General features: G+C 61.3%; 12 protein-coding genes. 5 read left to right on the top strand and 7 right to left on the bottom strand.

What is annotated here, in order from left to right; all coding sequences use genetic code 11:
- Positions 1-29 precede the first annotated feature (29 nt).
- The 5 genes from sugE to GCN75_RS19135 all read left to right on the top strand — a co-directional run bounded on the left by sugE (position 30) and on the right by GCN75_RS19135 (position 2,949).
- Complete coding sequence (gene sugE, locus GCN75_RS19150; protein WP_152283851.1) at positions 30-350, top strand: quaternary ammonium compound efflux SMR transporter SugE; 321 nt, start codon at positions 30-32, stop codon at positions 348-350.
- Between the two features lie 11 nt (positions 351-361).
- Positions 362-721, top strand: coding sequence for an NADH-quinone oxidoreductase subunit A (locus GCN75_RS19145; RefSeq protein WP_152283850.1), 360 nt, complete (start codon positions 362-364; stop codon positions 719-721).
- Positions 718-879 carry a hypothetical protein gene (locus GCN75_RS29240; RefSeq protein WP_193317565.1) on the top strand — a complete coding sequence of 54 codons (162 nt, stop codon included), beginning with the start codon at positions 718-720 and terminating at the stop codon, positions 877-879. Before GCN75_RS19145 ends, GCN75_RS29240 begins: the two co-directional genes overlap by 4 nt.
- A gap of 76 nt (positions 880-955) precedes the next feature.
- Positions 956-2,113, top strand: a complete 1,158-nt coding sequence (locus GCN75_RS19140; RefSeq protein WP_152283849.1) for an iron-containing alcohol dehydrogenase — start codon at positions 956-958, stop codon at positions 2,111-2,113.
- Between the two features lie 44 nt (positions 2,114-2,157).
- A complete protein-coding gene (locus tag GCN75_RS19135) occupies positions 2,158-2,949 on the top strand; it encodes an EAL domain-containing protein (RefSeq protein WP_226941465.1) in 792 nt (263 codons plus the stop codon).
- Positions 2,950-2,995: 46 nt separating this feature from the next.
- Here GCN75_RS19135 and GCN75_RS19130 read toward each other — a convergent pair whose 3' ends face one another.
- The 7 genes from GCN75_RS19130 to GCN75_RS19100 form a co-directional block, all read right to left on the bottom strand.
- A complete protein-coding gene (locus tag GCN75_RS19130) occupies positions 2,996-5,056 on the bottom strand; it encodes a 3-hydroxybutyrate oligomer hydrolase family protein (protein WP_152283848.1) in 2,061 nt (686 codons plus the stop codon).
- Positions 5,057-5,132: 76 nt separating this feature from the next.
- Complete coding sequence (locus GCN75_RS19125; RefSeq protein WP_152257810.1) at positions 5,133-6,113, bottom strand: branched-chain amino acid ABC transporter permease; 981 nt, start codon at positions 6,111-6,113, stop codon at positions 5,133-5,135.
- A gap of 31 nt (positions 6,114-6,144) precedes the next feature.
- Positions 6,145-7,029, bottom strand: a complete 885-nt coding sequence (locus GCN75_RS19120) for a branched-chain amino acid ABC transporter permease (RefSeq protein ID WP_152283847.1) — start codon at positions 7,027-7,029, stop codon at positions 6,145-6,147.
- A 164-nt stretch (positions 7,030-7,193) separates the two neighbouring features.
- Entirely contained in the window at positions 7,194-8,402 is a 1,209-nt protein-coding gene (locus GCN75_RS19115; RefSeq protein WP_152283846.1) for an ABC transporter substrate-binding protein, read from the bottom strand.
- Between the two features lie 76 nt (positions 8,403-8,478).
- Positions 8,479-9,207, bottom strand: a complete 729-nt coding sequence (locus GCN75_RS19110) for an ABC transporter ATP-binding protein (RefSeq protein ID WP_152283845.1) — start codon at positions 9,205-9,207, stop codon at positions 8,479-8,481.
- The gene (locus GCN75_RS19105) at positions 9,207-9,977 is read right to left on the bottom strand and encodes an ABC transporter ATP-binding protein (protein ID WP_152283844.1); all 771 of its coding nucleotides are present in this window, start codon (positions 9,975-9,977) and stop codon (positions 9,207-9,209) included. Before GCN75_RS19105 ends, GCN75_RS19110 begins: the two co-directional genes overlap by 1 nt.
- A 133-nt stretch (positions 9,978-10,110) precedes the next feature.
- Complete coding sequence (locus GCN75_RS19100; protein ID WP_152283843.1) at positions 10,111-11,736, bottom strand: GMC family oxidoreductase; 1,626 nt, start codon at positions 11,734-11,736, stop codon at positions 10,111-10,113.
- Positions 11,737-12,796 lie beyond the last annotated feature (1,060 nt).

Here is a 12,796-nt window from a genome sequence, read left to right as displayed (position 1 = left end):
GGACGGCCCGCTCTGTATAAGGAGCCGCCATGGCCTGGATACTATTACTCATTGCCGGCATGTTTGAAGTCGTGTGGGCATACTCGATGAAACTCTCCGAGGGTTTCACCAAACTCACCCCCTCCGTCATTACCATCGTCATGATGATCGCCAGCTTCGGCTTGCTGTCGCTGGCCATGCGCACCCTGCCCCTGGGCACGGCCTACACCATCTGGACGGGCATCGGCGCCGTCGGCGCCTTCATCGTCGGCATCGTCTTTCTGGGCGAGCAGCTCAATGCCATGCGCGTGTGCGCTGCCGTCCTCATCGTGTGCGGCATCGTACTGATGAAAATGTCGTCCAGCCATTGAGAGGAATCCCCATGCTCCTCGAAAACTATTTTCCCGTCCTGCTGTTCATTCTCGTCGGCATCCTGGTCGGCATCGTGCCCATGCTGCTGGGGCGCGTGCTGGGTCCGCACAAACCGGATCCGCAAAAACTCTCGCAGTATGAATGCGGCTTCGAAGCGTTCGGCGACGCGCGCATGAAGTTCGACATCCGCTTTTACCTGGTGGCCATCCTGTTCATCCTGTTCGATATCGAGGTGATCTTCCTGATGCCGTGGGCGGCCAACGTCAATGAACTGGGCTTGCATGGCTTCTGGGCCGTCATGGGCTTCTTGAGCGTGCTGGCCATCGGGCTGGCCTATGAATGGAAACGCGGCGCGCTGGAGTGGGAATGAGAAACCTGCTCTTCCTCAACATCGTGATGGGTGTTGGCCTCGCGTATGCGGCCGTGCGCGAGTACCGGCAAGATGCGCGCACGTTCCGCGTACTGGCCGCCGTGTCCAGCCTGTCGCTGCTCGTGAGCCTGGGACTGGCAAGCCAGCTGCAAGGCTGAACGGTTCCACGTGAAACATGCGCGGGGCGGGAAAGCGGAGTAAGCTTGGCTACTGTCCTTGCCGTCAGGAGTCTGCATGTCCGCCTTCCAGTTCCGCACCGTGCCGCATCTGATCGTTGAACCGGGCGCCGCCGCCCAGCTGGGCGCGCACATCGCCCATCACTTCCCCACCGTCCGCCGCGCCCTGCTCGTCACCGATGCAGGGTTTCTGCGCACGGGACTGGCCGATGCTCCCCTGCACAGCCTGCGGACGGCGGGCATCGATACCCACGTCTTTTCCGAGGTGCAAGCCGATCCGCCCGAAGCCATCGTGCTGGCGGGCGTGGCCCAGGCCCGGATGTTTCACGTGGAACTGATTATTGGCCTCGGTGGCGGCAGCTCGCTGGACGTGGCCAAGCTGGTCGCCGTACTGGCACCGGGCCACCAGGAACTGGCCCAACTGTATGGCATCGGCAATGTCCACGGCCAGCGCCTGCCCCTCGTGCAATTGCCCACCACGGCGGGCACGGGTTCCGAAGTAACGCAGATCGCCATCGTCACCACGGGCGCCACCAGCAAGATGGGCGTGGTGGCGCCGCAACTGTATGCGGACCTGGCCATCCTCGACGCCAGCCTGACCCTGGGCTTGCCGCCCGCCGTGACGGCCGCCACCGGCATCGATGCCATGGTGCACGCGATCGAAGCGTACACCAGCCGCCTGCTGAAAAATCCCTTGTCCGACATGCTGGCCACGCAGGCGCTGTCGCTGCTGTCCGGCAATCTGCTCACGGCGTGCCGCGATGGCGCCAACTTGCCGGCGCGCCAGGCCATGCTGCTGGGCGCCATGCTGGCCGGCCAGGCGTTTGCCAACGCTCCCGTGGCCGCCGTGCATGCGCTCGCCTATCCCATCGGCGGTTTGTTCCACGTGCCACACGGCTTGTCGAATGCGCTGGTGCTGCCGCACGTGCTGCGCTTCAATCTGTCCCACGCGGCACCCCTGTACGCGCAGCTGGCTGCCATCGTGCAGCCCGGCATCACGGGCAGCGACGAGGCGCGGGCGAACGCCCTGATCGACAGCATGCAGGAGATTGCCCTGGCCACCGGTATCGCGCGTACCCTGCGCGAAGTGGGCATCGCGGCTGGCGACCTGGACCGGCTGGCCGACGACGCCATGCTGCAGACGCGCTTGCTGGGCAACAATCCACGTCCCGTCACGCGCGGCGATGCGCGCGCCATCTATGCAGCCGCACTGTGAGCCAGCAGACGCAGTCTGCCAACCTACCCTGCTACACTGCCGCCATGATGCCTCCCGATATCCCCATTCATCCTGACAACACCAGCTTTCCGCACGGTGCCTGTGCCGGCTGCCATGACAGCGCGCCGCTGCCGTTTGCCTTCGAGTATGCGTATCAGCCCATCGTCGACCTCGCCACGCGCAGCATCTATGCGCACGAGGCACTGGTGCGCGGCCCCAACGGCGAAAGCGCGGCCAGCGTGCTGGCGCAAGTCAACGACGCCAACCGCTACCGCTTCGACCAGGCTTGCCGCGTCAAGGCCGTGGCCGGTGCCGCCAGGCTGGGCATGCATGGCTTTCTGTCGATTAACTTCCTGCCCAACGCCGTCTACCGCCCTGAAGTCTGCATCCGCAGCACCCTGGAAGCGGCCACCTTGCACCGCTTCCCCACCGATAAAATCATCTTTGAAGTCACGGAAGGCGAACGGGTGCAAGACCGTCCCCACCTGGTCGATATCTTCCGCGCCTACCGGCGCTTCGGTTTCCAGACCGCCATCGATGATTTCGGCGCCGGCTATGCAGGCTTGAACCTGCTGGCCGAATACCAGCCCGACATCATCAAGATCGACATGGACCTGGTGCGCGGCATCGATACGCACGCGCCACGCCAGGCAATCGTGCGGGCCATCGCCAGCCTGTGCCATCAGCTCGGTGTCCGCGTGCTGGCCGAAGGCATCGAGACACGCGCCGAGCGCGACTTCCTGGCCAGCTGCGGCATTTCCCTGATGCAGGGCTACTGGTTTTCCAAACCTGTCTTCCAGGGACTAGGCCATATCCCCGATACGGCCTGGGAATAAAAACGGCCACGTAAAACGTGGCCGCAGGTTTCATAGGTGATACAGCCTAGTTGGGAATGTCGACGACCGTCCCCGTCACGCTAATGGCATTGCCGGGCGCCGGCGCCGCGGCGATCGCCGGCACGTTGACATTCGTGATCAAGGTCGAAGCATCGGCCCGCGTTACCGTGCGCACCACCTGCGATGGCGGCAAGGCTTGCTTGGCAGACAAATGCGCATACATGGCGTCCAGCGCCCGGTTCAGGTACACGTGCAGGGGCACGATCAGGGTCGGCAAGGCGCTGCTGAAGGAATCGAAGTGGTTGGCATTCGTCACCTCGATATAGCGCAACCGGCTATTGGCTCCCTCCACCGACGCGTTCAAGCCCACATACGCGCGCGAGGCGTGGTTCACGGGTATCAAGGTGTCGCTGCGGCCGTGCACGATGATGGCGGGCTTGCCGTTCAATTTGCCGCTGGCCGCCACCTCGGCCATGCCGGCCCGCACGCGCGCGCTTTGCCCACCCAGCGTGCCCTCCAGGGTGGCGCCGTTGACGGCATTCCTGCCCGTCGCCAGGCTGCGCAGGCACAGGAAGCCGTCGAGCGACTGGTCCGCCAGATTGCTGGAGGGCGACACGCCGGACGTGTAGACCTTGGCGCCGCCCACGCTGTTCTCATACACGACATTGCCCACGATGCCGCTCTGGGCGGCAAAGCTGGCGGCCTTCTGCGCCGACGTAAACGCCACCGGATTGCCGCTGAGGTCAGTCTGCGCAAACGTGAAACCGCACACCTTGTCCGTCACGGAAAATTTGCCGTAGGCAGACGCATACGTGACGGCCACCAGAATATTCGTGCCCGCGTGCGCCGCCTGCAGCGGATCGGAATCCACTAACCAGCCGTATGCGCACAAGCGCTGTTTCGCATCCGCCTGCTGCGCCGCCAGGTCCGCGCCGTTCAATAAACCCTTGCTGACGAGTGCCGTGCAGCGTCCCGCGTTGCCCGCCACGGAAGCGATGCACGGCTGGTACAGGGCCGCATAGGTGGCGTAGTCGAACAGCGCGCGGCCCGGATTGGCCACCAGCGCCCCGCCCTGACGCACGCTGTAGGCAGTCGATGGCGCCGGCTGGACCTGCGGCTCGCTGGCCGCCACGCCGCCGATCAAGCCCTTGCTATCCTGTTCCGCCGCCAGCAAGGCCGAGCCAGCGCCGTTGGAAATGCTCGACGCGATCGTGATGGTGTTCTTCGGCGTCAGGCGCACGACGCGCGCACTGCCGTCGCGGGCCAGCACGCCGTAGCGCTCGTTCAACACATAATAGGCCATCTCGATCGCCTGCAAGGTGACCTTGCCCCAATCCTTTTCCGGATTCTGCTGCGAGTGCGCATGCTTGAAGGCGATGCGGTTGGGGTTGGCGGCAGCCCAGGCCAGCCGGTCCGCATCGCTCAGGTCCGGCGCGAAGAGCGCGTTCTTGCCGGCCGCCACCCTGCCCGCGCGCACGCCGTTCTGCAGGTTGACGCTGTCGTCCTCGAACACATACAGGCCCGTGCCGGAACCCTTGTCCGCATACGCCACGGCGCAGCCCTTTTTCAGGCCCCATTCGCCCGAGCTGCCGATGGCGCCGTAGATGCCGCGCGAACCGCTGGACGTGCCCGTGACGATGCAGGCGTGGTCCGGGTCGAAGCTGGCCGGCACCTGCACCATCAAGGTGACATTTTTCCTGCCCGTGCCATCGTCCGCATACGCGATGTATTCGCTGCCCGCGACCAGGCCCTCGCCCGTGCCCACGTTCCCGGACGCATCCACGTTCGGTCCGTACAGGGTGCCGTAGCCGCTGTTGGCGGCAATGTCGAGCACGGCGCGGTAGTTGGCGTGGATCGCATTGCGGCGCAGTTCGGCCGACGTCGGCTGCTCGGCGTTTGCATACGCGGGCGTCGCGGCCGCCAGCCCCGTCTTGCCCAGGCCGGCCGTGAGCAGATCATTCGTCTTGCCGTCGTAGTCGGCGCGCGCAATCGTGCCCAGATAGCTGGGCATCTGGTTCAATTCTTCCGGTGCATGGTTGCTGCCGCAGGCTGCCAACGCCAGCAGGGTGCACAGGCCGCCCCCGGCGCGCGTGATCGTCGTTTGCATGGTGGTTCTCTCCGTTGAGGTAACAGTGGACGCACAATGAAAAACGCCGGACGATCCGTCCGGCGTTGCTTGAAAATCAGACAGCGGCTTTGGCAGCCCTGCCGCCGAAGCGCGCGATGGCTTCGCCGACGATGCCGCGCCGGAACAGCAAGACGCAGATGACGAAGATCACGCCCGTGACCATGCCCACCGATTCGCCCAGGGTGCCGAACCACTCGATGCCCGTGTGCGTGGCCAGATAGGTGCCGACGTCGCCCAGCTTGTTTTCCAGCGCGATGATCAGCACGGCGCCGAGGATGGGACCGGACAAGGTGCCCATGCCGCCCACCAGTGTCATCAGCACGACCAGGCCCGACATGCCCCAGTACACATCGGTCAGGGTTTCAAAGCCCAGCACCAGGGTCTTGGTGGCGCCGGCCAGCGCGGCCAGCGAGGCGGACAGCACGATGGCCATCAGCTTGTACTTGTTGACGTCGTAGCCCAGCGAGATGGCGCGCGGTTCGTTTTCCTTGATGGCCTTGAGCACCTGGCCGAACGGCGAGTGGATGGTGCGCACGATCAGGGCGAAGCCGGCGACAAAAATGGCCAGCACGACGTAGTACAAGACCGTGTCGTTGCCCAGGTCTATCATGCCCAGCAAGGTTCCACGTGGAACACCCTGCAAGCCATCCTCGCCGCCCGTGAACGGCAGGCGCAAGGCCAGGAAATACACCATCTGCGCCAGCGCCAGGGTGATCATCGTGAAGTAGATGCCCTGGCGGCGGATGGCCAGGCCGCCGATTACCAGGCCCAGCAAGGCGCCCGTGGCGACGCCGGCCAGCAGGCCCAGTTCCGTTGGCCAGCCCCAGGTGCGCAGCGCGTAGCCGGTGACATAGCCGGCGCCGCCGAAGAAAGCCGCATGGCCGAACGACAGCAAGCCCGTGTAGCCGATCAACAAGTTGAAAGCGCAGGCAAACAGGGCAAAGCACAGCAATTTCATCAGGAAGACGGGATAGCCGTAAAACGGCGCCGCCAACGCCAGCAGCAAGGCAATGGCGTAGCCTACATTCTTATTCATCGTGGTAGCTCCAATACATGACTGATGAGGATTACTTTTCTTTGCCGAACAGGCCGGCCGGACGCAGCAGCAGCACGATGACCATCACCACGAACACCACGGTGGCCGAGCCTTCCGGGTAGAACACGCGGGTCAGGCCCTCGATCACGCCCAGGCCCAGGCCCGTCAGTATGGAGCCCATGATGGAACCCATGCCGCCGATCACCACCACGGCAAACACGACGATGATCAGGTTCGAGCCCATCAGCGGCGACACCTGGATGATGGGCGCGGCCAGCACGCCGGCGAAACCGGCCAGCGCCACGCCGAAGCCGAACGTCAACGTCACCATCAGCGGCACATTGATGCCGAAAGCTTCCACCAGTTTCGGGTTTTCCGTGCCGGCCCGCAGGTAGGCGCCCAGCTTGGTTTTTTCGATGACGAACCAGGTGGCCAGGCAGACGGTGAGCGACGCGATCACCACCCACGCGCGGTAGTTCGGCAAGATCATGAAGCCCAGGTCCGTCGCGCCGGCCAGCGCTTCGGGCACGGCATACGGCTGGCCCGAGACGCCATAGAACGAGCGGAACACGCCTTCCATGATCAGGGTGATACCAAAGGTCAGCAGCAAGCCATACAGGTGGTCGAGTTTATACAGCCAGCGCAGCATGGTCTTTTCGATCAGGATGCCGACCAGGCCGACGAGGATCGGGGCGATGACCAGCATGGCCCAGTAATTGATGTCGAAATAACTGAGGCCCATCCAGGCCAGGAAAGCGCCCATCATGTACATGGCGCCGTGCGAGAAATTAATCACATTGAGCAAGCCGAAGATGACGGCCAGACCGAGGGACAACATGGCATAGAACGAGCCGTTGACGAGACCCAGCAGCAGCTGGCTCATCATCGCTTGTAATGGAACGCCGAAAATTTCCATGGCATCACAGTATAAAAAGCACCGCCGGAGAACGGTGTGGTATCAAGGGAAACACGCCACCGCAGACTGGCGCGGCGGCGCAAGGCGAACCCTGCGAGCGAAAAGCATGCAGGACGGAACGCCCGCGCACGGGCAGGCGATCCGCTGGAGGTCGGTCTACAGCGTTACTTCCACAGCGAACACTTCGATTCGGCCTTGGTCACATACGCCTGCGCACCGGGCACGGTGGCCACGACCTTGTAGTAATCCCATGGGTATTTCGACTCGGATGGCTTCTTGACTTCCATCAGGTACATATCGTGCACCATGCGGCCATCGGGACGCACTTCGCCATTCTGGGTAAACATGTCGTTGATCTTGGTCTTTTTCAGGTAGGCCATGACCTTCTCGGTGTCGTCCGTTCCCAGCGCCTTGACGGCTTTCAGGTAGTTCGCCGCAGCCGAATAGTCGGCCGCCTGCAGCATCGACGGTTCCTTCTTCATCTTGGCGAAATAGCGTTTCGACCAGGCGCGCGTGTCCGCATTCAAGTCCCAGTACCAGCCGTCCGTCAAGTACATGCCTTGCGTCAGGTTCAAGCCCAGCGAATGGATGTCATTGATGAAAATCAGCAAGCCGGCCAGCTTCATCGATTTCGTCAGGCCGAACTCGTTGGCTGCCTTGATGCTGTTGATGGCGTCGCCGCCCGCATTGGCCAGGCCCAGGATTTGCGGCTTGGCGGCCTGTGCCTGCAGCAGGAAGGAAGAGAAATCGGACGCGCCCAGCGGATGCTTGACGCTGCCCAGCACCTTGCCGCCGGCCGCCTTGACGACCTCGGCCGTGTCTTTTTCCAGCGAATGGCCAAACGCGTAGTCGGCCGTCATGAAATACCAGTTCTTGCCGCCCTGCTTGACGATGGTGCCGCCCGTGCCGCGCGCCAGCGCCACCGTGTCATACGCGTAATGCACGGTGTACGGCGTGCATTCCTCATTCGTCAGGCGCGACGAGCCGGCGCCGATGGCAATGAATATTTTCTTCTTTTCCGCCGCCACCTTGGCCATGGCCAGGCTGGCGCCGGAATTGGTGCCGCCGATCAGCATGTCGACGCCCTGCTGGTCGAACCATTCGCGCGCTTTCGAGGCGGCGATGTCGGCCTTGTTCTGATGGTCGGCAGAAATGAATTCCACTTTTTTGCCGGCAATGACCACGCCGGCGTCGGCGATCGCCATCTTGATGGCTTCCGCGCCACCGAGGCCGTCGACGTCGGAATACACGCCCGACATGTCGGAAATAAAACCGATCTTGATGGTGTCGCCCGATACCTGGGCGTGCGCGGCAGCAGAAAAGCCCAGTGCGCAAAGAGTGGCGGTGGCAATGGCGATAGCGTTACGTTTCATAGTGTCTCCGTTGGGATTATTGTTTGCTATTCAGTCGATTGCTGGACGATGACGAGTACAACAGACTACATGGGGACTACACGCCAAGCAGCTCGGTCAATACCGGCATCTTGGCCTCCAGTTCGGATGCAGCAAAAGTCTCGACGATCTGACCGTGCTCCATCACATAAAACCGGTCCGCCAGCGGCGCGGCAAACCGGAAATTCTGTTCCACCATGACGATGGTGTAGCCTTTCGCCTTCAGGGTGGTGATCATGCGCGCCAGGCCCTGCACGATGACGGGCGCCAGGCCTTCGGAAATTTCATCGAGCAGCAGCAGGCGCGCGCCCGTGCGCAGGATGCGCGCCACGGCCAGCATCTGCTGTTCCCCGCCCGACAAGCGCGTGCCCTGGCTGTGGCGGCGCTCCTGCAGATTCGGGAACATGGCGTAGATTTCCTCCACCGACATGCCCTTTTCGCCGCTGGCCAGGGTGGGCGGCAGCAGCAGGTTTTCCTCCGTCGACAGCGAGGAAAAAATGCCGCGCTCTTCGGGACAATACCCGATGCCCAGGTGGGCGATTTTGTGCGTGGCCAAACCGATCGCTTCGGCGCCGTTGACTTTGATGGAACCCGTGCGCGCGCCCGTCAAGCCCATGATGGCGCGCAAGGTGGTGGTGCGGCCGGCGCCGTTGCGGCCCAGCAAAGTCACCACTTCGCCCTGCTGCACTTTCAGATTGACGTCATGCAGGATGTGCGATTCGCCATACCAGGTATGCAGCTGTGTAATTTCCAGCGCGGGTGCGCTGCCATTCACTTGTGTCGCCATCAATGCGCCCCTTCCAGTTCCGCGTGGGTGGTGCCCATGTACGCTTCCATCACTTGCGGGTTGCGCGACACTTCCGCGTAGCTGCCTTCGGCCAGCATGGCGCCGCGCTGCAAGACAGAAATCTTGTCGCAGATGCCGGAAACCACGCTCATATTGTGTTCCACCATCAAAATCGTGCGGCCGGCCGACACCTTATTGATCAGTTCCGTCACGCGGTGCACGTCTTCGTGGCCCATGCCCTGCGTGGGCTCATCGAGCAGCATCATTTCCGGTTCCATCGCCAGGGTGGTGGCAATTTCCAGCGCCCGCTTGCGGCCGTACGGCATGTCGACCGTGATGGTGTCGGCAAACTCCGTCAGGTCGACCTCGGCCAGCAAGGCCATGGCGCGGTCGTTGAGCTGATTCAATGCCCGTTCGCTCTGCCAAAAGTGAAACGAGGTACCGAGCTGGCGCTGCAAGCCGATGCGCACATTTTGCAGCACCGATAGATGGGGGAAGACGGCGGAAATCTGGAATGAACGGATCACGCCCATGCGGGCAATCTGCGCCGGCTTGGCGGCCGTGATGTCTTTTCCATTGAACAGGATCTGTCCGGAAGTGGGAACCAGGAATTTGGTGAGCAAGTTGAAACACGTGGTCTTGCCGGCGCCGTTAGGACCGATCAAGGCGTGGATATGGCCCCGCTCTACCTTCAGGTTCACCTCGCTCACCGCGGTGAAACCCTTGAATTCCTTGGTCAAATTTCTTGTTTCCAAGATTACGTTTGACATCGTGTCTCCTAGTTGTACTTTTTGTACTACTTAGTCATTTTTATAATACACAACTTAAATTTAACGCACAATACAGTATAACTACGGGGATTTTTCGCTCGCCCGAATGGCGCAAACTCGCGGCTTTGCCCAGCTATTTCCAGGCCGCGTGTATCATTTGCGCCGCTTTTTCCGCGATCATCACGGTGGGCGAGTTTGTATTACCAGAAGTAATGTACGGCATGATGGAAGCGTCGACGACGCGTAAACCCGCCACGCCGATCACGCGCAAGGTGCTGTCGACAACGCTGGACGGATCGCCGGCCACGCCCATGCGGCAAGTGCCCACCGGATGAAAGATGGTGGTGCCGATCTGGCTGGCCGCCTGCGCCAGTTCTTCCTCCGTCTGGAACTGCACGCCGGGCTTGTACTCCTGCGGCGCAAACCGCTTGAGCGCCGGCGCGGCAACGATGGAGCGCGTCAGGCGCAGGGCGTCGGCCGCTATCTTGCGGTCCTGCGGCGTACTGAGATAGTTGGGCACGATGTTCGGCGCCGCATAGCTGTCGGCCGAGGCGATCTGCACGTGGCCGCGCGAGGTGGGGCGCAGATTGCAGACGCTGGCCGTAAAGGCGGGAAACGCATGCAGCGGTTCGCCGAATTTATCCAGCGACAGCGGCTGCACGTGGTATTGCAGGTTCGGCGTGGCTTGCTGGGGATCGGACTTGGCAAATGCGCCAAGCTGCGACGGCGCCATCGACATGGGTCCGCTCTGGAACAGCGCATATTGCAAGCCGATCTGCATCTTGCCCACGATATTGCTGGCCATCACGTTCAAGGTCTTGACGCCCTGCACTTTAAAAACCATGCGCAGCTGTAAATGATCCTGCAGATTGCCGCCCACGCCAGCAGCATCCAGCACGGGCGCGATGCCGTGCTGCTGCAGCAAGGCGGCCGGGCCTATGCCGGACAGTTGCAGCAACTGGGGCGAGCCGATGGCGCCCGCCGTCAGCAGGGTTTCCCGCCGGGCCGTTGCCTGCCACTGCGTGCCGCCGCCCGTAAACACGATGCCCGCGCAGCGGGGTCCCGCTTCCGTCGTTTCCAGCAACAGACGTTCCACGTGGCAACCCGTCATGATGGTCAGGTTCGGGCGCCGCGACGCCGGTTTCAAGAACGCTTTCGAGGTATTCCAGCGGATGCCGCGGCGCTGGTTGACGTCGAAATATGCGCTGCCGCCATTGTCGCCGCCATTGAAATCGCTGGTTTTCGGAATGCCGACCTGCTGCGCCGCATCGCGGAACGCGTTCAGGATATCCCACGACAGCCGCTGCTTTTCCACGCGCCATTCGCCACCCACGCCATGGTTTTCCGAGGCGCCGCCGTAGTAATCCTCGCTTTGTTTAAAGAGCGGCAAGACCTTGTCCCAGCGCCACGATGCGTCATCCGTCAGGTCGGCCCAGTGGTCATAGTCGCCGGCCTGGCCCCGCATATAGATCATGCCGTTGATGGACGAGCTGCCGCCCAGGACTTTTCCGCGCGGATACATCAGGCTGCGTCCGCCCAGGCCCGCATCCGCCTGCGTAGCATACAGCCAGTCCGTACGGGGATTGCCGATGCAATGCAGATAGCCGACGGGGATATGGATCCACACGTAATCGTCCTTGCCGCCCGCTTCCACGAGTAAAACGCTGGCGTCCTTGTCGCGTGTGAGCCGGTTGGCCAGCACGCAACCTGCCGTGCCGCCGCCCACGATGATGTAGTCGAATTCGCCTGCCGATTCCAATGAAGCTCCTTTCGGTATGCCATCAAGCTGTCGCGCCGTGTGTCTCCCCACCGCGTCCCGCTACCAGAGTCTGTCTTTTTTCATGCATGCATGGCTGCTGAGCCACATCGAGATTACCACCAGTGCCGGGCCAGGGCGACATTAATCGTGGCCAGCGACACGGGCCAGCATCCAGGATGAGGTTAAAAACAGCGCCAAACAGGGCCTCAAGCTGTGGATAACCGTATGGATATCCACAGGGACGATATGTGCGTAAACAAAAATTTTTTGGGACGCCTTTTTTTATCCCAAAACCATCCCCGGCAGATACAACCCTTACTCAGCGCTTATCCGCACGCCAAGCAATTGTTTACAAGGATAAATCGGGACTTATCCACAGAAGAAGGCGCCGTTAACTACTATTACTATTCTTGTATACGAACTTGTTAAGGTAAACCCGACAACGCGCACTTTGCCTGCCCTTGCCCGTCGAGAGCATTCGCGGGTCTGTCTTCAAGCTGTCTTCAAAAAGAACGGCAAGCAACGTTGACCGCTTAAAAAAAAAATGGGGCCAACAACTGAGCGACGAAAACCGGCACGGCCAACAACACGCGCACAGCACTGCCAAACCGTTTTGCAAAAGGGAAGCGTCAACAGGCTTGAGCAGGCACAGTGCCGGCAAGCCGTTCGACATCGAAAAGAGGGGAAATTTACAACGATTGTGGATAAGTCACTTGATATCCACAGGATGACTTGTGAGTAAACACGAAGTTATGCGCAGGCCCGCATTTTATACAATTTTGCTCCTCGCGTGATACAGCGATTATGCACGCTTTATTTTGCGCGTAAACGATTGATCCTGTTGAAAAAAAGCGACTTATCCACAGAAAAAAACGCGTTTACTATTACTACTATTTTTATATATAGATCTATTGTAAACCGACAAAAAAAGCGGAAGTCCGGGGATATTTCAAAAAAGCATGCAAAAAACGTCAAAAAAAAAAGCCAACGGCAACAGTCAGACCCACTGCCAAACCGTCTTCCAGGAATCGCTTGAACGCGCACGTCCGTACAAGAACCG

It is taken from the genome of Janthinobacterium violaceinigrum (genome assembly GCF_009208555.1).
In the GTDB taxonomy this organism is placed as follows: Bacteria; Pseudomonadota; Gammaproteobacteria; order Burkholderiales; family Burkholderiaceae_D; genus Janthinobacterium; species Janthinobacterium violaceinigrum.
Note: the sequence above shows the minus strand (reverse complement) of the source record. Positions and strands in the feature narration are given on the sequence as shown.